The organism is Saprospiraceae bacterium, from assembly GCA_016719615.1.
In the GTDB taxonomy this organism is placed as follows: domain Bacteria; phylum Bacteroidota; class Bacteroidia; order Chitinophagales; family Saprospiraceae; genus Vicinibacter.
In genome coordinates this window covers 1-20,694 of the sequence record JADJYQ010000008.1, presented here as the reverse complement: position 1 = coordinate 20,694, position 20,694 = coordinate 1, and the positions used below count along the sequence as shown (strand labels likewise).

Annotated in this window: 25 protein-coding genes and 6 pseudogenes; 4 read left to right on the top strand and 27 right to left on the bottom strand. The window is 36.1% G+C overall.

Going from position 1 to position 20,694, the window contains the following annotated elements; genetic code table 11:
- Positions 1 to 231: 231 nt before the first annotated feature.
- The 9 genes and pseudogenes from IPM92_16595 to IPM92_16555 form a co-directional block, all read right to left on the bottom strand.
- Positions 232 to 453 carry a hypothetical protein gene (locus tag IPM92_16595; protein ID MBK9109936.1) on the bottom strand — a complete coding sequence of 74 codons (222 nt, stop codon included), beginning with the start codon at positions 451 to 453 and terminating at the stop codon, positions 232 to 234.
- Between the two features lie 228 nt (positions 454 to 681).
- Entirely contained in the window at positions 682 to 906 is a 225-nt protein-coding gene (locus IPM92_16590) for a hypothetical protein (protein ID MBK9109935.1), read from the bottom strand.
- Positions 907 to 915: 9 nt separating this feature from the next.
- Entirely contained in the window at positions 916 to 1,155 is a 240-nt protein-coding gene (locus tag IPM92_16585) for a hypothetical protein (protein MBK9109934.1), read from the bottom strand.
- Between the two features lie 6 nt (positions 1,156 to 1,161).
- Positions 1,162 to 1,791: a hypothetical protein gene (locus tag IPM92_16580; GenBank protein MBK9109933.1), complete on the bottom strand. Its 630-nt coding sequence runs from the start codon at positions 1,789 to 1,791 to the stop codon at positions 1,162 to 1,164.
- Positions 1,791 to 2,162 (bottom strand): IgGFc-binding protein, encoded by a 372-nt coding sequence (locus tag IPM92_16575; protein ID MBK9109932.1) that lies wholly within the window; start codon positions 2,160 to 2,162, stop codon positions 1,791 to 1,793. The genes IPM92_16580 and IPM92_16575 overlap by 1 nt, the downstream gene beginning before the upstream one ends.
- Positions 2,128 to 2,430, bottom strand: coding sequence for a hypothetical protein (locus IPM92_16570; GenBank protein ID MBK9109931.1), 303 nt, complete (start codon positions 2,428 to 2,430; stop codon positions 2,128 to 2,130). The genes IPM92_16575 and IPM92_16570 overlap by 35 nt, the downstream gene beginning before the upstream one ends.
- 50 nt (positions 2,431 to 2,480) lie before the next feature.
- On the bottom strand, positions 2,481 to 2,738 hold the full coding sequence (locus IPM92_16565; GenBank protein ID MBK9109930.1) for a hypothetical protein: 258 nt from the start codon (positions 2,736 to 2,738) through the stop codon (positions 2,481 to 2,483).
- A 328-nt stretch (positions 2,739 to 3,066) separates the two neighbouring features.
- Positions 3,067 to 3,792: pseudogene (locus tag IPM92_16560) on the bottom strand (DUF3307 domain-containing protein).
- Positions 3,789 to 4,391, bottom strand: coding sequence for a transcriptional regulator (locus IPM92_16555; protein MBK9109929.1), 603 nt, complete (start codon positions 4,389 to 4,391; stop codon positions 3,789 to 3,791). The pseudogene IPM92_16560 and the gene IPM92_16555 overlap by 4 nt, the downstream one beginning before the upstream one ends.
- 736 nt (positions 4,392 to 5,127) lie before the next feature.
- Here IPM92_16555 and IPM92_16550 point away from each other — a divergent pair.
- Both IPM92_16550 and IPM92_16545 read left to right on the top strand, forming a co-directional pair.
- The gene (locus tag IPM92_16550) at positions 5,128 to 5,703 is read left to right on the top strand and encodes a hypothetical protein (protein ID MBK9109928.1); all 576 of its coding nucleotides are present in this window, start codon (positions 5,128 to 5,130) and stop codon (positions 5,701 to 5,703) included.
- A gap of 10 nt (positions 5,704 to 5,713) precedes the next feature.
- Positions 5,714 to 6,669, top strand: a pseudogene (locus IPM92_16545) (nucleotidyl transferase AbiEii/AbiGii toxin family protein).
- Positions 6,670 to 6,887: 218 nt separating this feature from the next.
- Here the strand turns inward: IPM92_16545 and IPM92_16540 are convergent.
- The 15 genes and pseudogenes from IPM92_16540 to IPM92_16470 all read right to left on the bottom strand — a co-directional run bounded on the left by IPM92_16540 (position 6,888) and on the right by IPM92_16470 (position 18,318).
- Entirely contained in the window at positions 6,888 to 8,414 is a 1,527-nt protein-coding gene (locus IPM92_16540) for a pentapeptide repeat-containing protein (GenBank protein MBK9109927.1), read from the bottom strand.
- 314 nt (positions 8,415 to 8,728) lie between these two features.
- Positions 8,729 to 9,766 carry a hypothetical protein gene (locus IPM92_16535; GenBank protein MBK9109926.1) on the bottom strand — a complete coding sequence of 346 codons (1,038 nt, stop codon included), beginning with the start codon at positions 9,764 to 9,766 and terminating at the stop codon, positions 8,729 to 8,731.
- Positions 9,767 to 10,288: 522 nt separating this feature from the next.
- Entirely contained in the window at positions 10,289 to 10,876 is a 588-nt protein-coding gene (locus tag IPM92_16530) for a hypothetical protein (protein ID MBK9109925.1), read from the bottom strand.
- A 329-nt stretch (positions 10,877 to 11,205) separates the two neighbouring features.
- The gene (locus IPM92_16525) at positions 11,206 to 11,514 is read right to left on the bottom strand and encodes a hypothetical protein (GenBank protein MBK9109924.1); all 309 of its coding nucleotides are present in this window, start codon (positions 11,512 to 11,514) and stop codon (positions 11,206 to 11,208) included.
- An 18-nt stretch (positions 11,515 to 11,532) separates the two neighbouring features.
- The gene (locus IPM92_16520) at positions 11,533 to 12,603 is read right to left on the bottom strand and encodes a hypothetical protein (GenBank protein MBK9109923.1); all 1,071 of its coding nucleotides are present in this window, start codon (positions 12,601 to 12,603) and stop codon (positions 11,533 to 11,535) included.
- Between the two features lie 154 nt (positions 12,604 to 12,757).
- Positions 12,758 to 13,821: pseudogene (locus tag IPM92_16515) on the bottom strand (AAA family ATPase).
- Between the two features lie 2 nt (positions 13,822 to 13,823).
- Positions 13,824 to 14,126 carry a hypothetical protein gene (locus tag IPM92_16510; GenBank protein ID MBK9109922.1) on the bottom strand — a complete coding sequence of 101 codons (303 nt, stop codon included), beginning with the start codon at positions 14,124 to 14,126 and terminating at the stop codon, positions 13,824 to 13,826.
- Positions 14,119 to 14,466: a helix-turn-helix domain-containing protein gene (locus IPM92_16505; GenBank protein ID MBK9109921.1), complete on the bottom strand. Its 348-nt coding sequence runs from the start codon at positions 14,464 to 14,466 to the stop codon at positions 14,119 to 14,121. Before IPM92_16505 ends, IPM92_16510 begins: the two co-directional genes overlap by 8 nt.
- 184 nt (positions 14,467 to 14,650) lie before the next feature.
- Positions 14,651 to 15,196 (bottom strand): hypothetical protein, encoded by a 546-nt coding sequence (locus IPM92_16500; GenBank protein MBK9109920.1) that lies wholly within the window; start codon positions 15,194 to 15,196, stop codon positions 14,651 to 14,653.
- Positions 15,151 to 16,347, bottom strand: a pseudogene (locus IPM92_16495) (site-specific integrase). Before IPM92_16495 ends, IPM92_16500 begins: the two are co-directional and overlap by 46 nt.
- The gene (locus tag IPM92_16490; GenBank protein MBK9109919.1) at positions 16,347 to 16,697 is read right to left on the bottom strand and encodes a hypothetical protein; all 351 of its coding nucleotides are present in this window, start codon (positions 16,695 to 16,697) and stop codon (positions 16,347 to 16,349) included. Before IPM92_16490 ends, IPM92_16495 begins: the two are co-directional and overlap by 1 nt.
- A complete protein-coding gene (locus tag IPM92_16485) occupies positions 16,694 to 16,813 on the bottom strand; it encodes an ORF6N domain-containing protein (GenBank protein MBK9109918.1) in 120 nt (39 codons plus the stop codon). Before IPM92_16485 ends, IPM92_16490 begins: the two co-directional genes overlap by 4 nt.
- Before the next feature lie 59 nt (positions 16,814 to 16,872).
- Positions 16,873 to 17,231, bottom strand: a pseudogene (locus IPM92_16480) (helix-turn-helix domain-containing protein).
- 311 nt (positions 17,232 to 17,542) lie between these two features.
- The gene (locus tag IPM92_16475) at positions 17,543 to 17,995 is read right to left on the bottom strand and encodes a hypothetical protein (GenBank protein ID MBK9109917.1); all 453 of its coding nucleotides are present in this window, start codon (positions 17,993 to 17,995) and stop codon (positions 17,543 to 17,545) included.
- Complete coding sequence (locus IPM92_16470) at positions 17,968 to 18,318, bottom strand: hypothetical protein (protein ID MBK9109916.1); 351 nt, start codon at positions 18,316 to 18,318, stop codon at positions 17,968 to 17,970. The genes IPM92_16475 and IPM92_16470 overlap by 28 nt, the downstream gene beginning before the upstream one ends.
- A 139-nt stretch (positions 18,319 to 18,457) precedes the next feature.
- Between IPM92_16470 and IPM92_16465 the strand changes: the two genes are divergently transcribed.
- Positions 18,458 to 18,703, top strand: coding sequence for a hypothetical protein (locus IPM92_16465; protein MBK9109915.1), 246 nt, complete (start codon positions 18,458 to 18,460; stop codon positions 18,701 to 18,703).
- A gap of 311 nt (positions 18,704 to 19,014) precedes the next feature.
- A complete protein-coding gene (locus IPM92_16460) occupies positions 19,015 to 19,230 on the top strand; it encodes a hypothetical protein (protein MBK9109914.1) in 216 nt (71 codons plus the stop codon).
- Positions 19,231 to 19,386: 156 nt separating this feature from the next.
- Here IPM92_16460 and IPM92_16455 read toward each other — a convergent pair.
- The 3 genes and pseudogenes from IPM92_16455 to IPM92_16445 all read right to left on the bottom strand — a co-directional run bounded on the left by IPM92_16455 (position 19,387) and on the right by IPM92_16445 (position 20,375).
- A pseudogene (locus IPM92_16455) lies at positions 19,387 to 19,554 on the bottom strand (hypothetical protein).
- A 266-nt stretch (positions 19,555 to 19,820) separates the two neighbouring features.
- The gene (locus IPM92_16450; GenBank protein MBK9109913.1) at positions 19,821 to 20,069 is read right to left on the bottom strand and encodes a hypothetical protein; all 249 of its coding nucleotides are present in this window, start codon (positions 20,067 to 20,069) and stop codon (positions 19,821 to 19,823) included.
- Between the two features lie 12 nt (positions 20,070 to 20,081).
- Positions 20,082 to 20,375, bottom strand: coding sequence for a hypothetical protein (locus IPM92_16445; protein ID MBK9109912.1), 294 nt, complete (start codon positions 20,373 to 20,375; stop codon positions 20,082 to 20,084).
- Positions 20,376 to 20,694: the final 319 nt, after the last annotated feature.

The following is a 20,694-nucleotide window of genomic DNA, read 5'->3' as shown; positions in this document are numbered from 1 at the left end:
GACCCCATCGCCATTGGGCAAAACATTAGCGGATAAAAACATCGCCGCGCTTTCTGATTTTTAAAATCAAGACATGTAGCGAATCACACCCATCTACCGTCTGGGAATTGGATTCATATAAACCCTTTTCATAGAGCGTTTTCGTAACTGGCCAAAAATATCGGTCCAATGCACTGATGGTATCGGTGAATAAATAATGGGATCGATTTGTAAGCGAGTCCGATTAAAGAGTCACAGGCATGTTGCGTCTTTAGACGGAGTTGGTAATCGCTTGTATTTAAAACGTATCTGCTGCATACCAATAATATTCACCATATTGCCTTTGCGTATCTCTCCTTGATAATCCGGATAAATCGCCAGATTTAACAAGACAACAGAATCAACCCAAATGATTTTGAAGGGTATCCTTACAAAGCCTGCTTTTATAAAAAATCGCGGCCATTGAGGGGCCACTGGTATTAATTATATTGACCGATCCGCACGGTATCACTGCTCATTTCCAGTATATTCAAATGCAGGACGCGGAATCACAACCATTTGTATTTTTAAACAATTCGGTATAAGTTCCACTTTTGAATATCACTAGTGATCGTTAGCATGCCACCGGAAAGAACCGCAAGTTCGAATCGTGTCTTCAATTCTATTTTCACTCAGGATCACCAAATCAAGCATTAAATCGAATCACAGCCATCGACTGTCAAAAGTAAATCTGTATATGCCCCACTTGATCGTACTTTTTCCATTGACGGGCCAGGTGTAGTCTTTGCATGATCGAATTGATAAGTTTTGAAAAGATGGCTTCGATATTTCCAATTGCAATTCCAGAATTGAATCACAACCTACACTATTGACCAGGTATCGCGGTAAAACACCCGTTTGATCATATTGAAGTCCGAGACGGGCCAATAATAAGATTTACAGGCTTCTGTATGGAGAACTTCGAAGCTGGGATTGAAGAATATTCAAATTCAAAATGAGAATACTATCACATCCAAATTGATTGGACAAGGGTATCGCGATAGATTCCACTTTGGTCATAAGTTTCACCCCGGGCTGGCCAGGTAAATTTTTCGAAGAAACTTCATATAAAGCAGTTTGTGAAGTTTTATGGATCAACAAATCAAGATTTGCCAAGCTATCACAAACCTTTGACATTTTGTGTCAGGATCGTATATGTTCCACTTTCCGTATAAGTAGAATCATGCCATGTATAAACACCACAAGTTTCAACATACGAACGTCCGTTAGAATGCTGTCAAACACAACAGATACCGGAGCCGATTCCTGATATTCGCCACAAGGTAAAAGTTCGCTTATGTGATAAACGCCGGCTTGCGTAGCCAGAAAGAAACTATCGGTGGCTCCGGAAATAAGCTTTCCATCCAGATACCATTGATATTGTGCGCCATTACTGCCTGCCGTAAGCAGAGCAGAACCCGTTGGACAATCACCTTGCTTCAGGTACAAAACATTTGGCAGAGCTGGCTGGTCAATGAGATTGGAAAAAAAGTAGCCGACATTGGAAAAGCCACCACCAATTTGTATGATGGTACATATAATTTTTATGGAACTCGAAATGGAAATGGTTTGAGGATTACCCACCTGGTTGCTGTTGAAATTGATCATATACCAGTTGGTTCTTCCGATTTGTTTGCGGTTCGCAACAATTGATTCTAAATCTGAGCCATTAAAATTGACTTGCATTCGCATCTTCGAGCAGGATATAACAAAATAAGGCAGGTCATTTCCTCTATATGCTTTGAATTGGGTTGTTTCTAAAATTAGATCCATTACAGGAGAAGAAACTGGAAAGCTTGTTGATATATCCACTTCACAAGATTGAGCTGAACCGGTAAATACAGCCAGTTTTTGATCACTTGCAATTTCGGCCACGGAAAAGGTGTTGTTCCATCGCCATTCGCGATCGTCAAAAAATTTCCGGCAGATGCTAGGATATTCATTGTTGATGTTAAAACCACCGCTGCATTATATCGATTGATTGTTATAGCCGTTCTGTCTTCTGTAGCCACTATGGTAGATTGCTCGCTGATGGAATTTCCCTGAGTGCGCACGATAAAATAGCGATTCCCCAAACTATGCACAGGAGGAATCTGATCAAAAGTACCATCACCACAACCTCCTGGGAGCGTCCATAAATGCACTGGTATTCATGACGCAAGGTTTACTAGCTTCTACCAGCGAGCCGATAGCACTTCTGAATAAGTAACTCTCCCCTGCATTCAATTCTATTGTTGATACTCCGTTAATCGAGACTTGGGTTTGGTCATAAATTGCCATGATCGTATAGACCGGCAATTCCGATGACAAGGGTCCGTCGCGATAATAACCTACCCTGAATGTTAGTCCGATACCCGGATTCCCAAGGCTGGTTAAAGAAGCATTTCCTTTGATGTAAGCATCTGTACCCAATTGGTCAGAAGCTACATTTCTAAGGTTTACCGAGAAGATCTGATCGCTTTTTAAATGAATTCCGGCCCTGTGATTTTGGTATTTAAAGTATGGCGGTTAAAGTCTCTGAAATTACCTGTCGGTCTGTAAACTGCCGGCATACCTTCTTTTGCAGTGAGTGTCGCGAGATAAGACCCATCACTTTTACGGACTTCGATATTGATGTTGGTATCTGAAGGTGTGGCTAGTATGATTTCATTTGCATCATGCCAGTACAGCCAGGGTGCAGGAGCAATATGGTGTTCATTGTAATATTGTGCAAAAGACAAATTACTAAATGATGTACAAATGCAAAGAATGCAAAATTTGCGATAAGCCAAACTCCAACGATTTCTCAAAGATTTCCGAATAACTAATCTGTAAATATACATTTTTAATGCCAAAAAGAGCAGGTTTGAGAGGATCCTGCTTAGGCATTCAGAAACTAGCTTAGTTTGAATTAATGCCTTCTATCAAATTCTTGAGAGTTAGTGAATTCACTTATTCTATTTTCTTGACTTCCTGCATAATTAATAACCCAACTCAATCAAATTTCCCTGAATGAGCAAATGGATGAAATTTTATCTCAGAAATTGATAAAATCAAATTTGAAGCACATCAGTTTATCATTGTTGAAATCTCTTTTAGAAAGTATTGGTATAACAATGCAAAACCTATGGCCAATCCAAAACTAACTAGAGTGCCTATCAGAAAATATTCGGTAAGCTTTCGATCCTTTGCCCTTGAAAGATCATTAAATCTGAAAACGGATTTGCGGCCATCAGCCACCCGATCGCAGACCATTGATTTAAGACAATAAATCCAAAAACAAATAAACGCTCTAGCATTCCTATGTACTTACCTGCATTCTTGAGGGAGTCATCTGTATCCAAATCTTCAAATTTCCAGGAAGCCAACAAGAACATCATGATCACCGCGGATACTCTGGTCACACAAATCAAGCCGCAAAATTAAAAGTATTGTTTTGTCTTCAAATATAAACCATGTTGAAAAGCTAAATGCAAATAATAATGAGCAAGCGCAAACAATACGGAAAATGCAAGAGTTGGTCCGCAAAGAATAAAATTTGCCATTCAACTTTCCACTCAGCGAAACTTTCAACAAGTCTATAAAGTAATGAGTACCAGCAATGATCGCAATGACGGGCCAATAGTTCAAATTAAAATTTAATAGTGCAAGTAACAATGTGGTATGCACGAGAATATGCAAATACAAATACACAGATAGGCCTTTTCGTTCGGCTTTATCTTTGACCCACTTTTCTGGTTGTAAAACAAAATCTCCCAAAAGATGGGCCAATGTCAACAAAAGGATAATATTCATGAGCTACGTGCAATTTGTTCCTGAAAATAAATTTCCATCTGCATCACCTCGTCAAAGCCTCCCCTTTTTAAAGCTTCACTCACCGTGCTTTGAGATTTTTTCATTTTTTTAGCGATTTCCAATTGACTCTTTCCGGGATTTTCCAGATTCTGGACGATGACTTTACTTACGGCAACACTCCATTCATTCATAGTAAGTAAAGCCAATGAGAACATCACATTCAAACTCCTGTCCAAATCCGTTTCTCCCGACAAAATAGCCAAATTTTGCTTTTTTAAGCTATCAAAACATTGACCGGATTTGATAAATGCCTCTCCGGAGGCTTCAGTGATTTTAACGATTTTCGAGGATTGCTTTCCTAGACCGATACCTATGCGCACATCCAATCCGGGCTTTAGCCTGATCCCCGCTTTGATGTGTATAGCCAATTTCAAAGCCAAGTTCGCTTTTACCGCGATCTGAAAACTATCGCCTCTGTAAACTTCCCAGTTCTTGCCCTCCGTTCCATATTGGCTCAGGATCCCTTTAAGCTGGGGCAACCAAACCCGCTGTGGTCTGGTTCGGGAGGACACAATATCTCCAGTTAAGACTGCAATCATAGATCGTATTTGTCTGTGCAAATATCGCTTTTATAGACGATATTTCATAATATCGTTCTTAAATACGATAAATAAAATTTTCGGCTAGACGAACGATGGTGAAGAATGTACCGTTTTTACCAAATAAATGCAGGTAAGCATTCAATGGAAATTGCTAAAGCGATATAAATGCTTGTATATTTTAAATACAGGTGAATCTTTGCTTTTTTATTTCAATACATTCACCAACGTCGTAAACTAGTATTCAGCAAAAGCTTCAGGCGAATCAGATTTAGAACGTTTATCCAAGGATGATATCACAAATTGTGATATCATCCCTCCCTAGTCAATCAAGCAATTTTAAAATATAAATTGTAGGGTATAAAATGATGCCTGAATTTGGGTAATTAGGGTATAACTAGTGATTCAAATATTATGATTCATCAAATGTTTGGGGGAAGTATTTCAATTCCACCTCTTTCTGAGGTCGCTAATTGCGTCCTCAAACTTCAAATATATAGTGACATTCCACTACAGAAAGTAATACATATTGATAATCAACATTTTATACTAGTATAAATAAGGAACAATTTTGTATTTCTTTTCTGGAAAGGTCAAGCTTTCTTCTCTATATAAAGAAACACTACATAATTATATTTGCTTGTTTATCTGTTATTTATAATATTTTTTGCATGAATTATGAACTATATTTTATATATTTTGGTTTAAATACTGTAAATTTGTGAATCATAGAAACATGGAACGCAAAATACTTGAATTAAAAGCAAAACTTAAACCAGGTACAGTTTACCGGAGGGAAGATCTATTACTTTGGTCTAAATCGATAGATAGACATTTGGAGCAACTTCATGATGATGGCTCAGTAGAAAAATTATCTCAAGGGCTTTACTATGTTCCTGAAAAGAGTGTCTTTGGCAATGTACCTCCAGATGAAAAAAAACTTGTAAGCGCCTTTCTTAAAGAGGATCATTTTTTAATAACCTCGTTTAATGCCTACAATAGCCTTGGTTTAGGAACTACACAATTGTACAATGAACGAATAGTTTATAACCGGAAACGTCATGGCGTAGTAAAATTGGGTAAACGTTCCTTTCATTTTCATAAAAAGTTTGCCTTTCCAAAAAAAGCAACAGAAGAATATTTAATAGTTGATTTAGTAAATAATCTTGACCATTTAGCAGAAGATCAGGAAATGGTATTGACAAAGGTAAAGCTAAAGGCTCAGCAAATGAATAAACGAAATCTGAACCGCAATCTCAATCTTTATGGTAATGTAAGAACAAAAAAACTTCTTACTGCTGCATTTGCTTAATTTATATTACATAAAAAAGGTTTACTTACATAATCATGCCGAATTTGAAAATATTATCCGTATTCTTAGTGATGAAATGAATATAGATGCTGGACTAATTGAAAAGGATTATTGGATTATGCACGTATTATACGCTTTAAAAGTAAACGGATATGAATATGAATTGAAGGGAGGAACATCCTATCGAAAGGATATAAAATAATAGAAAGATTTTCAGAGGACATTGATATTCACATTCATCCGCCAACGGGTTTGGAATTAAATTTAAATCCCAATAATACCAATCCAGCTACATTAGCAAAGAGAATTAAATTTTATGATGACTTGTCCGAGGAGTTTGAAATCGAGGGTATTTCCAAAATAATTAGGGATCACGAATTTGATAATGATAAAACTTATTTAAGTGGGGGAATAAGGTTATTATATAAAAATTATTTTCCATCAACAGCAGGAGCAAAAGAAGGAGTTCTCCTCGAGGCCGGATTTGATAAAGCGGCTCCCAATAATAAGATTACTATTTCTTCCTGGACTTATGATAGGGCTATATCGCAAATTCAGTCCGAGATAATTGATAATAGAGCAATTGATATACCCTGCTATCACCCAGGATATACCTTTATCGAAAAGCTTCAAACAATAGCAACAAAATTTAGAAATGAATTGGAATCCGGGGAAATCAAGCAAAATTTTCTTAGACAATACTATGATGTAGCAATGCTTTTGCAACACGAAACAGTTAAGGAATTTATTGGTACTCCTCAGTATCAAGAACATAAAAAATTAAGGTTCCCCAAAACTGATTTTGATATCCCAATTAAGGAAAACGAAGCCTTTCTATTGGCAAATCGCGAGTTAAGAGATAAATTTAAAGAAAGATATGAATCTACGAAAAGTCTTTACTATTCAGGACAACCTGATTTTGATGATTTACTGAGAATCATTCATTCGAACATCGAGAGACTCTAATGTTAAAATTGGAATTATGTCTCCATTCGAATTTAGACAAATTAAGCTTGTTCATAGCCAACTAGGCCATTAAAATCAACATTCAGCTAAATTATCATATGTTTTTGTGAATTTGTATAAATTTATTACTTTCCGATACAAAATGTATTTATAATCGATTATCAAATAGATATAAAATAAAGGTACGAATAAGGTACATATTTATAGATAATGTGATACTATTGAAGTGCCTTAAATAAATTAGGATGCCTTTTTTGTAAAGATAGTTTTAATGAATCATGTAAGTTTTTACATTGATATAAAGTTTTAGATTTTGAAAGTTGATCCACAGATAAATTATACGTGTTCAAAAAATTTACATAGCTCAAATCAGCTTCATCTAAATTTGCGTTTTCCAAATTAGAATAATTTAATTTAGCATGACTCAAATTAGCATATCTCAAATTAGCATTTTCTAAATCAGAATATGTCAAATTAACATTTGTTAAATTAGCACCCACTAACTTGACACTCTGTAAATTAGCATATGCCATTTCAGCACTTATCAAATCAGCTTTACTCAAATCTGCTTCATTTAAATCACCTCTATTCAAATCAGCATTACTCAAATTGGCCTCCACCAAATCTGCATTTGCCAAATAAGCACCTCTTAAATGTGCTCTTATCAAAATTGCCATTAATGAATTAGTCTTATTTAAATAAATAGAATCCAGATTTTCGTCAAGTGTTAACACAGTCTTAAATAAAGTTGCTATAAACATTTTATCCTTCTTCAAAATAGCTCTTTCAAAATCAGCCCTATTCCAATCAGCATAATTTAATTTGGCTGATTCTAAATTGGCACTTTCAAATGTAGCGGTTTTAAAAATTTTAGCTAAAGTTAAGCTATCCAATGGTAGAAAACAAAGTGTAATTAACAATTGACCTCTTTCTGGGCTTTGCGGCCTATTTATTAAGCTATCTCCATCCATAAATCGATATGGTTTAAATGAATGACTTAATGCCGCAATCTGTCCAATTAGAGACTGGCTAAGTTTATATTTCCTGTTACTAATCTGTTCTTCTGACAATCCAATTTGTTGCCTTTCAATCTCCTTATCCACCTTATCCATTATATTACTCATTAAAACAACTAATGCGCTTCGCCTATTAGCTTCTTCTAAGGACATTTGGCGTTGAATGAGAACATTTTGGTTTTGCAGTAATTCATTTTGATTTATCAATAATAATGTTCCAGTTAGACCTCCTAAAGAAAGGAAAATGCTCAAAACCCATTGCCACCACCAATTTCTAAATCTATTCCAAATAAACCAATTCATTAGTCGTGGCACAACAAACTTAATCCGTTTACGAACATCAGGTGGGACTTCGCTTGGTAGTGCCTCAGTAAATCGTTCAGTGAGCGCATCTGTAATTTTATGAGCATCATCTATAATCCCACCCGAATTAGCTGTATCGCTCCCAAAGAGAACTGAGGTTACTTTTCTCTTAAATGCATAAAATAAGATAATAGAAAAAACAGCCACACCAAAAGTAAATAAAGTTATTCTATACAGTAATTTAGTAATTTGAGGTAAGTGTACTTGGTATATCAAAATAATTACAATGCCAAGTAAAACGCCTATTATTAATATACCTGGAATAAAGTTGCGTAGGTCTAAGTGCTCATTGCTTCTTTTATTTGCAGATCTTGTTTGAACTTTTTTAGATGCCTCTTGGTTACTGTCACTTTGATTTTTTCCCATAATGAAAACTATAAATGCATAGGTTTTTAAAAGCAATAAATAATATTAAATCCTGATAAATTTACCACTCTTAATTATTCCTTTTAAATAAGGCAATTGAATTAAATACACACCCTTCTGCAAATCCTCCAAATCTAAATACCCACCATTTATAACATATTTCTGAACAGAAATTCCTGAACTTATAGAAATGACATTCACTTGAATTTGATCCACAAAATCTGGACTATAAATCAAATTATTAGAGGTTATATTTGGATATAGCGATAATTCGGAATCGGAATTAATATTATTGACATGTGTTGTACCAAGTTTTAATCTTGCAAGATTATACTTTGTGAAACCAGTGAAGTTGGCTCTACTGTAAAATATAAATTGGAATTGTATTCCACATAATAAGAAAGCAAAAAAGTCATGTTTATATTTCGTTTTACAAATTCTACATTATTAGCATCAAAAAAACCCAGACCCATAATATTGCTCGAATACCCAAAATACAATTTATTTTGAAAGTCAAATAGCGGATAAATTTCGTTCCTGAATTTAAAATTAGCGAATGGATCAGCTATTGAATAGTTAGGCGAATTACCACCAATTAATTTAATACTATTGCTTTGTTCATCAAGTAGCCCTAATTGACTGTTGCTGAATCCGTGATAAATAAAATATATTTTGTTGTCAAATTTAATTGGATATCCTAAATATCCAATGTCGGACATTGATATATTATCAATCAAATCAAACTTATTATTTGCCCATTTACACAACTGGTATTTTCCAAATTTATTTAAATACCTGAAAATTAAAAAATCATTTGTTGCAAATAAATGTCCTTTTACACCCGAACTACTTTCTAAAACATTATCAGGATTTGTCAAAATTGTTATTGATTGGCCATCAAAATAACCTAATTGCAAAGATTTAAAAGGATTGAAAATAAAAAATAGTGTACCATCAAATTCCGTAAAATATGGATTATTATTAATCTCGCTATAATACATTGAGCCATTAATTGGATTCCTGATTAATTGAATAGTGCTCCCATTAAATTTAGCCAAATGGTAATGATATGCCTTGTCTCTGTATAAATAAAATAGTTGATTCTGAAAAACTACAGGTTTAAATAAATAATATGATTGTACATCTCCTTTTGTAAAATTATTCTCATTGTCTGGATTGAGAACCTTAGTCAATCTGCCCTCCTTGTAATAAACCAAATTTAAGTAATTATTGGAATCACGGTAAATAAAACAAAGTGCGTCATTATAAATAATTGGCGGACCCACAAAGCCCAAATCAATATTTGAAAAATTACTTACCAATTCAATCCTACTATCAAAATATTTTGCCAAATGAAAATTTCCTTCCCTGTTTCTATACTGTATAAACAAAGTATCATCAAAAATAATTGGGTGGCCAAAGTATCCAAAATCATTCCCATTAATTAATGGAACAAGGTTATATTTTGATCCATCGTATTCAGCAATGTGATAGTTCCTTTATCAGTTTGATACTGAACTATTAGTTTATTATTGTAAATTATTGGTTTTGGTGCATAGTAATCCATTAGCGGGCTAAATGAATATGAGTTAACACCAGGATCTATTAAATTAAAATTAGGTATAATCTCAATTTCCTGCGCACACAAATAAAAATTCCAAAAACAACTAATAAAAGCGAACCAAAATTTAGGCTTTAGGTTATTTATCATATTAAAATAAATTATAATATATTACATACATTAATATGGCAATTTAATATATTTAACTTAGTCATGCTAATTATTTTGCAAGATTAACAATCTGTGCAGTTGCAGAAACTTTGAATCAAATGCCAAACAAGACAAAAATTAAATAAAATTAGTCGCTGCCCACCTATGCAAGAAGTGTTTTAATAAAGGAACTATTAGTATCTCTCTCAGGTCTTTCCAAAAGCTTCACATGGCTCAAATACTTTTTAGTTGGTTTTCCCGCATAATATTTTTTATAGTGTTTTTGACTGATTCGATCAATCAAATCATCTGATTGGAAATATATTCTAAATGCCTTTTCAAGTCGTCTGTAACTTTTGCTGAATGTCTGCTTTTTATACATACAACCCTTAAACGCTAAACGGTGGCAAAAATAGGTGTCAGCTAAATATAGCTTTCGGCATCGTTTACCAGAATGGGGGCAAACGAAATACCAAACAAAACCCTTGCCCAAATTAGAAGGGGCTGAAACAAGTTGCACTCTGTAATTTATCGGGACTTCATTGCAGTTGTAATCCATTTCAAGGTAAAGGCTTCCGGATTTGGTATTTACAATTATGGAAATACTGCCTGTTTTATTTCCGTTCCTGCTCCATGTTATTGTTCCCCTTTGCCATTGGTTCGGCTTTAAATATCCGTGTTTTTTCAAAAAAGATATACTAACCGTTTTCAGGTCATCGTATAAGGTTGGGAAAGTACAGGGCTTTGGCATTGATAATTATTTTGAGAAAATGATACCTAAATCATTAAGGAATTTTACTTAATCATGCCATTGTCGTATTTTATATTCATCGGGTTCCCCCAGTCGATGTGTAACGCTTTCAACCTTTGGCAATACAAACGGTATAAGTTTACAAAGTATGTTTAGCCGTTGTATTGGTTCAAGGTCTTTAAGTGTTTCGGGTAACTGTTCAAGCTCCTTTTTCATTAACTCTTTAAGGGTGTCCCTTATGTTCCCGGTCAAAGGCTTATTATACTCAACCTGTGGTTTATCATTTTTCAGCCTTTCAGTTTGGCTCTTTAACAAGTCCCTTATTTCACTTAAATCTCTTTCCCGAAATCAGAAACCCTTACAAACTTGTAAACCCTTTCGTAAACAAATATTCTTTGTGCTGGGGTTAATTTTGCTTTCTCCATATCATTGGAAAATTCCTGAATTGCTTTCAGAGGTGTTTCGTGCTGTTTTGTTAAAATATTCACAGCATTATCAAATAGCTGTAATGGTGTTTCAGGATTTTCAAAATTGCCTTGCAACAATACTTCGCAAAGCAATTCAAAGGTGTATCTGTTCCAATGTTCGTTTTCTGTTTTAAAGTAACTTTCAAGTCTTTCAATTTCTTTTACTTTCATATCGATTAAAATTTTTGGTTAATAGTTTTTCAAATCTTGTAATTCGTTTGAGGTATGGTAAATAGGTTGGGTTGAAAGAACTATTTTTTCAAAGTAGTTTTCAAGTTCGGTAATATCCTGTTCCCAGCTTTCGGGCTTTAGTTGTTCGGGCTTACTGAAATAGTAAACGGGTTCAGGCTGCTCAAATGGTTTCACCTCAACCAATGGTTGAACGGCTGGGGGTGGTTCGGTGGCTTCGGGTTCAGGTAAGGCAAACGCTTTGTAATCGTATTTTATTAAATAGTCGGCAAGGTCAAAACCTTGTTTCTTTTCGGCTTCGGTGGCTTTGCGTTCCAGTAAATCGGAAACGGTAAATATTGCAATGTGTGAAAGTTCCTTTGCCTTGTTGCTCCATTTCTCAAACCCGTTGAGGTCGGGAAATAGTGTAACAGTTCGCCCCTTTAGTATGCTGCACTTTTCAGCGTTCAGGTTGGTAAGGCTGCCAACGGCAACCCAAATAAACTGGGGCAAATATACGCTGGCAATTACAGCCGTTTTTTCGCTTTCAACTATGGCAACGGGTTTTGTTTTATCCTTAAGTAAGTGTTCACCAAACAAACATTGCCTTAACTCAAATTCAGGCTGTTTAATGGCTTTGTGTACCCAGTAAACAGGTAGTTCAAGGTTCTTTACTCTTTTGCCTGTGGTGGGGCTGTAAAGCATTATTTTGCCCGTTCTAATATTGCCATGTGTATCTATTTGCCAAAATACCGTTGCACCGTTCCAATGTTTTGAGGTGGCAATAAAATAACGGCTTACCAGTTGGCTGGCAACCTCATCCCCGAACAGGCAAATAAGGAACTGTACAAAATGGTTCGTTTCAAACGCAATGGGGTTCAGGCTGGCTTTGAATATCTCAACAGGAATGAATGAAACGGGCTTTGGTTGAGGTTTAACAGGACTGGGCTTGTATGCTTTGGGCTGGGGTGTATCAAAATGAAATATTGTTATCCTGATAATATTGTTTCGGGGTGTAATGGTAGCCGCAATTACTTTCACGGTTGCACCTGCCAACGATGGGGTGTATTTGTTCGCCTGTTTCCGTATCAATGTACCGGGAAAAGGTTTTATCCCTTTGCTGGCAAATTGGGCAACGGTAACGGGTATTCATTCCCTTGTATGGTTCTAATATGTATCGGTGTTCACTCATTATTTACCTCTTTAGTGTAACAGGTGTAACAGTTGTAACAGGGTGTTACAGGTGTTACAACGTGTTACAGTCCTTTATAATTCTGCTTACTTTCATGTGAGAAATACCCAGTTCAGCCCCTATTTCCCGAAGGCTTCGCCCTTGCTGCTTTAGTTCGCTTACCTTTTCGTTCAGGTTTTCTTTGTCCTTTTCGGTGTGCTGTTTCAGGTGTTCCCATTCCTTACCGAAATTCACAAACTCAAACAATAAGAAATTGTGGGGCTTATCAATTTGACAAACACAAACATTTTCAGCATCGTAAATCCATTCGGTGTTCCGTTGCTTAATCTGTTTCAGGTATCGTAAATTTTTGTCGCTGTGGCTTTCACCTATTGAAAAGGAACTATCACAAAAGTTTATTAGCATCTTACTGCCTTGTAAATCATTTCGGGTAATTGGTTTTGATAAATCCCTTTTTGGTGTGTGTGCAAGTGCTAAAATTGAAAGCCCGTATTTGTTTTTTAATGCTTTCAAATGTTTCATTAAGGGCAAAGCATCTTTAGCCTTTTCGGTTTCATTTTTGAGGTAAGTAAGGTTATCAATGATTAAAACCTTTGCCCCTGTTTCGGTAATACTTCGTTCCAATGAATGGTTGAGGTAATCCTCAAAGGTTTGGGCTTCGGGTATGCTGGCATCGGGGTTTATTTCAACCCGTATAAAGTTGTTATCAAAATTGTAGTGCTGTTCAAACTTTATTGAATATCGGTTTTCAAATTGTTTTTCAGTTAATTCAAAATCAAAGTACAAAACCAGTTGCTTTGGTGTTTCCAGTTTAAAGCCCGTATCTGTTCGCCCTTGCTTATACTGTTACCAATTTGCACGGCTAAAATTGACTTACCTAAATTGGTGTCGGCAAACAAAATACATAGTTCACCCTCAAACCAAAATTCACCAAAAAGCATTTTTGGAATAGGTCGGGTTTTCGCCTGTTCAATCCAACGGCTGGCTGTTTTAACGGTGAACAGTCCTTTACTTTCTTTGGCTTCATTACCTTGCTTAACTAGCTGTTCAGCTTCGGTTTTAATATCCTCAACCCCAATACCGTATTTATCAAGTTCAAAATTTGTTTTAAGTTCCATAATTAGAAAAGGCTTAATTGGGTTAACAATTGCTTCGGGGCATTATTAGGGTTGGTAGTTAAATACCATGCTTTGAAACTTGTTTTTTTACATAGTTTCTTTTCTGTTTCCCAAAGTCGCCCTGCCTTTTCTAAATCACGCTTATACCTGCAAATATTTTTTTGATAAATACCTGTGGCATCAGCAATCATTGAAGCTGTAGCAATATGTTCTTGTAAGTATTTAAATATGGTTTGTAACTGCCGTAAAGGTGTATTACATTCGTCCTGTCTTTTATGATGGGGGGTGCTCAGTGTTTTATCCATTGTTACCCCCTTTCTTTTTTAGGTAAGCTTCGGCTTCCTTTTCAATCTCTGCGTTTGACTTTTTGCGCCCTTGTTTAAGGTATTCAAGCAATTCGGTTCGGGAAAAGTATAAGCGTTTGCTACCTTTCATTACTGGCAATTCACCTTTTGATACCTTGCTATACATTGTGGGTACAGTAAGGCTTAAAAATTCGGCTGCTTCCTGAACGGTTAAAAGCTGTTCAGGTTGATTTGTGGATTCCCCCTTTATTGGGAAATTTTCTGCTTGTGCTTCTTTTATCCAACGCTTAAAGATTGGTTCTAACTTAGATAAAGGGACGTTAAAAAATACTTGCTCCATTATTAATATTTTTTTAATAAATAATAGTGCAAGAAAAAAAAAAGGTAACCAGTTACATAATAGTTACTTTTTGAAAAAATAAACATGAAGCCTTAATCTTCGGCCTTATTTTCTTTTAAAAATATAATATCGTTCTCAACTTTAGTAACCGTTTGTTTATAGTTTTCTTTGAGAAAAGGTAGAATTAATTCAAGTTTTTTATCGGGTAATCCTTCCTTTCGTTTATACGTTTCTTAGCTTCGTAAAACTTTGTTTTAAAATTAGAAATAGTCGTATTTACATGATGTCTTCTCATAAATTGAAGCATTCGATTTTTAATCATCCGGTTATCTGGGAGTAAGTTTGTATCATCTGCGTAATAAAATATAGTTGCCCATTCAATTACACTAAATATAGCTGAGCTCAATCTCTCATTCTTTAAACTATTTAGCCATTCGAGTTCAGCCAAAAGAAAATTTAAAACTTGTTGGGGAACTGGAATTAAATTATTTACAATAGATGGTTCGACATTTGAGCTAACATTATTTGGATAAATAGGAGTTGCCAATATTTGTTTCATATCCTTAATTAGAGCTTGACAAAACTCCTTCTTTCTATCCAATGAATCCAATTTCTCCAAATTTTCCGAAATTCCATTTGTAATCTTTAAAACAGTATCCTGCACAGATTTTATGGTGAACTGTTCTATCGAAGTAATTTTAGAGTGCCAATTATAGCTTTTATCTTCCATAATTGCATATTTAATACAATTTTGTCGGCTGCTTCACGTTTGGTTTGATCAACAATTTTTGCGTAAATCTGTGTGGTTTTGAGTTCACGGTGTCGCAGCATTTTGGAAACGGTGTAAATATCAGTTGCCTTTGATAGTTGCAAGGTGGCAAACGTATGCCTGAAACAATGAAAAGTAATATCCTTTTTATTCCGGCCGCTCAATCCACTGGTACAGGTGTTTGTTTTCGTATGCTGAATAAGTAAGCCCTTCAAATACTTTATTGGTGGTTTCTTTGCTTTCACCCATTATTCTGTAAGCCTGTTCGGAAATAGGCAACACCTCAACCCTTTTTTTTTTGTTGTGTAAAATGTATTGAATAACCGTTTTCAACGCTGTAGTGTAATTCGCCCCAAACAAGGTTTTTAATATCTGAAAACCTCAACCCTGTAAGGGCTGAAAACAGGGCTGCACGTTTCAATAAAGGGTTGTTACATTCCGTTTTTACAAGGCTGTTCAGTTCCTCAATGGTTAAAAAATTCCTTCGGGTTTCTGCCTGTTTTATGGGTTCAATTTTAGCGTTCAGGTCGTTTTGTAAATAACCGTCTTTAAACGCTTGTTTCAGGGTTGCTTTCAGTTTATTAAAATAGGAAACGGCTGAATTTTGGGCAAGGGTTGATTTATTGCTCTTATTGCTTTTGGTAGTTAGTAAATACTCTTTGAACTCATTACAAAACTTTTCGCTGAGGTCTGCAAATTTCAAGTTGCCATTTGTAAATGCTTCAAGGTATTTGTAAGCGGAAACCCAGTTATCATGGTTACTAGCTTTGCGTTTGTCGGCAAGGCTTTTGAAATAGGCAACAAAATTCTGTTCGCCCTGCTCTTTAATCTTTAGTTGTTCCTTTTCGTACCCTGTGTAAATTTCGGGTTTGTTCAAATGGTTTTCCCGTTTCTGCCTTATCTGCTCAGCAAGCTGTAAAGTTTCTTTATTATGCTGTTTATCAATAGGGTTCTTTGCCTTATCAAAAAGGTACAGCCCTAAAAATTCCCTTCGGGTTGGTTCGCCTGTTTCCGTGTGGTATGGCAGGGTAATAATCCAGGTACAAAGTTTGCCGGTTTCCTGTAATGGGTTTTGTCTCAGTTTTACTTTTATGGCCATTGGATGAATGAATTATTGATCTTTTCCCGTTTTGAATCCAATTCGTTTACGATCCTGTTGTTCCTTTTGCTTCTTATCCTTTTGTAGCAAGTAATTTAGTGCTTCATAAACATCTTTAAATTGCTTGTTGTACTTTGTTTCAAGTTCTTTAAGCTTTTCTGTTAAATCCTTATGGCTTAATGCATACTGCCTTATAAATACAAAGGCTCTCATTATTGCAATATTTAGCTGTATAGCTTTTTTACTTCTCAAAATGCTTGAGCATTGATACTCCCTGTTCTGTAAATGCAAAGGGAGTAGCTGGGCTGAATTTTTATCCTTCAGGTAGCTTATCACAAATTGTGATAAGCTCTTGCCACTCAATTTTTTGTGAGTTGAAACATAAAGTCATTAGGGAAACGATCTATATTTCGTTTGACTGATTGCTTTAATGCTCTGGTTTCTACTTCATAGAGCTCAGCAAGATCAAAGTCCAGCATTACCTTCTGTCCTCTGACTTCATATATTTTGCTTTGGATCATTTTAAGTTGCCTATCTATTAGATTTCATTAAATAATTGATCAATATCTATTCTTTTTATTCTTGTTAGTCTTAAAGATAAATTCATTGCCGAATAGTCCCCTTCTCAATTGATCTGTAAATACTTCTTGGACTTGTATTTAATAATACTGCTGCTTCCTTCACCGTCAGAAAATGCTTTGCCTGAATTTCTAATATCGGCTTTGCCTTAATCCGAATGGTTTCTTCATTACTGCGCTTTACTTTATTGACTCTGACCTGATCCTTATGCGCTCGTTTTGCACAGGTATCACTACAATAACGGGTGTAAGTGGTCCGGGCGATAAAATCCTGACCGCAAAGCTGACAAATCCTTTGTACCCTGATATTAGAGGTCATTAAGCGTAAATAAGAGTCATTAAGCGTACATAAGGGACATTAAGTGACAAAAAAAGGGGAAATGACCGCCCTGAATTTGTACCTCATGCCCCAAGGTACAATAAAGGTACAAAATAATTATAAGAATACGGAGAACAACAATAACTAACAATAAATAGTACTTATATTATATTGCTATCTATCAATACATTACATATTATTATTATATTGTTATTAATAGTTGTTTACAGCAGTTACTTTCCGATACAAAACTTACTAAATATATTCCCCAAAATCTCTTCCGTGTGAATTTCCCCACTAATTTCGAAAGTTCATAACTCATTCGACGGATTGACTGTGCCAACAGATCGGTAGCGCCATTTGGTAACTAACAGTCGTTCGGCATCTTGTAATGCATACTGGGCTTGTACGAGCGACTTCATGTGCCGCGCATTGATGGCATCGGCATTTGGTTTTCCTGCAATCACCGTCAGTATTCCAGTGCGAATGGCATTTCCTAATTGAAAACTATCCAGCAATTCCTGGATGCGTTTATTTACTTGATTCAATAATTTTTTAAAAACCAGCCGGTCAGCAAATTCCACATCCTCTTCACTAAAATCAAGTTCCAATTCAATGAGACTTTGAAACTGCACCAACTGACTTCTCAATTCTGTGATTTCGTTGCGTATACCACCCTTCAACTGATTGATCGCTAATCGGTGCGATGCTTCCGTTTCTGATGCAATTAAATCGGCTACGGCTTCGGCTTGTGAAAGATCCATCTTGCCATTGAGAAATGCACGTTGTGTGAATTCTCCAGGCTGAGCCCATTCGGCTCCAAACCGCGTGAGCAAATTCGTAAGCGGTGAATAATAAATACAGATCCATGACAGCTGATTTCAACGACGTCCTCACCGGTATAGGAATGTGGAGCTTTAAAAACAGACACCAAAACCTCATCTATTTCGACACCTGTTTCGTCGCATATTTTTCCAAATACGATTTGCGGCGCTTTGCTGAGTTGTAAATTTTTAACTGAAAATATTGCTTTCAAAATCGCAACAGATTTTTCACCCGACATTCTTATAACTGCAATGGCACTCATTCCGGGTGCAGTGCTTAAGGCGACAATCGTGGTAGATTCCTTGTGATCATTTTATAAAATACAGCAAAGCTAAAATGGTTTTCTTCTATTCGTTAATTTAGGATTTTGAGTAAGGTGTGGATGAATATGTATTGGGGTTATGTGGTTTTCACCATGCTTGCGTTGGGGTTCCGCAGATTTCCCAGATTTAGTTCCCGCAGAAAGCGCAGATTGGCTTCATCCTACAGAATTTATCTGCGAAATCAGCGGGAACCCTTCATGCATTCAAAAGTACTCCCAACAGCCACTCACTTTCATCACACACCATGCGGAAACTTATTTGTCATCCTTTTTGTTGAATCTTATGGATGTATATCCATTTGAATATTACCATGAGAAGGCATAACTTTGCCGCTAAACAAACGATAAATGAGCATTAAAGAGCAAATGGTCACCAGCGGAAAAAAAGGTGGCGTTATATAAAAATTACGTTCATGATTTTAGTGGCTTTGGGTTTAGCTTATTGTTTACTTTGTTTTTCGCCGATTACAGCGGAAGGCACACGCACAGGATACGTAACGAAAATCAGTCACAAGGGATATGTTTTCAAAACTTATGAAGGCGAATTGAATTTTGATTCTTGAGGCACTGCTGCTAAAGGTTTACCATCTGATAATGTTTGGTATTTTTCTGTGACCAATTCTAAAGTAGCAAAAGATGCTGAAGAAGCCTCCAAATCAGGCAGCAAAGTCACCTTACACTATAAACAAAAATACATTAAAATTTTCACTGCGTGGGGATACTGAATATTTGGTTTATAAAGTAGAAGGCTTGCATCAAGCTCAACCTGCAACACAAACACCACCGCCGGCAAATCCACAAATTTTACCGGTGCTTCACCAGATACGAGCCGTTAAAAAAATGATAGGCTAAATTCAGGAGAGCTGAGATAAGCAAGTGCTCCCATATAAACAAATTGAATTACAGGCCACCTCCTGCTCTTCGTTTCTTTCCACATGACGGCAATGTACTCGCGAGGCATGCATGGCAAATGCATAAAAGAGGATCAAAGACAAACTTGTTTTTGAATTATAAAATACAGATCCATCCGGTCGCAATTCTGCGCCATTTTTGTCTCAATAAAACTTCATTTTCAGAAGTACCCAAACTGTAAATAGTTGACATGGTTCCTACAAAAACTTCACGGGCTGCAAATGAAGTGATCAATGCAATGGAAATTTTCCAATCAAATCCGAGAGCGGTTCAAATACGGGCTCTATAAATTTTCCAATTTTTCCGGCAAAGAATGCTCCAACTTCGTTGCATCTATTTCATTTTCCAATTGTATCGGATCTAATTGTTCTAATCTGCCTTTTCCCGCAATCCGTTTCAACTTGTTGCACCGCCGCTCCAGGAAAAGCTTTCCAAAACCACACAAAAACAACACTGATCATCAAAATGATGCTCCTGTCTCGTATGACAAATGTTCTCACTTTATCATAAACAAACCAGCAGAACATTCTTCAAACTAGGCCACCGATAGTCTGGAAGTTGTAAATCAAATAACTCAAATCATCTGATTTTACAAAAAATCGAATGATCGCAGCTGTAAGTAAAGCCAGTATACCCAGGCAGTACAATCCCATGAATGCAATGCCCTGACTGTTGAATATTCCAAAAACTTCTTCAAGGGCACCACAAAACCAATCAATGCAGTGTATACCGGAATACGGGCAGAACATGGAACAGCGGATCACAAACATGGTGACCAAACGATTTCTTTATTATTGATATTTCGCGTTGACAAGATGGCAGGAATTGTACATGCTCCGCCACTGATCAATCCAACTAGTGATCTTCCATTTAATCTGAATTTGCGGGAGAATGTGATCAAACATGTAAACAACTCCGGCCATGTATCCCAATTCTTCCATCCATCCGATTATTAAAAACAACAAGGCAATTTGCGGTATAAAACAAGTACGCCGCTCAATCCCGGAATGATCCCTTTTAGAATCAAATCGGACAAACCATCCATGAGTGGTTACTTCACTTAATACACCTTTGTAAAGAAGCAAATGCGGATTCTATATAATCCATCGGGATCGATGCTCAGGAAAAAATGGCCTGAAAGACCAAAACATGACCATTATAAAAACAGCCCCAAGTATAGGTGTGTTAGCCACCCCGATCCAATCGCAATGTCCGCGTATTGAGTTGTTCAGCTCCTCCTAATTTATTTTCTGCAATCCAGGATTCAATCAAGTGATACCTCGACATTGTTTCAATTTGGAGGCTCAGTGATTTTTTGTCAAATGTCTGCTGGGACTAAACTCATCAATTTTTTGTGCGTAGTGTATCCGTAAATAAAAATGATATGGAGCTTGTCGGTCCTTC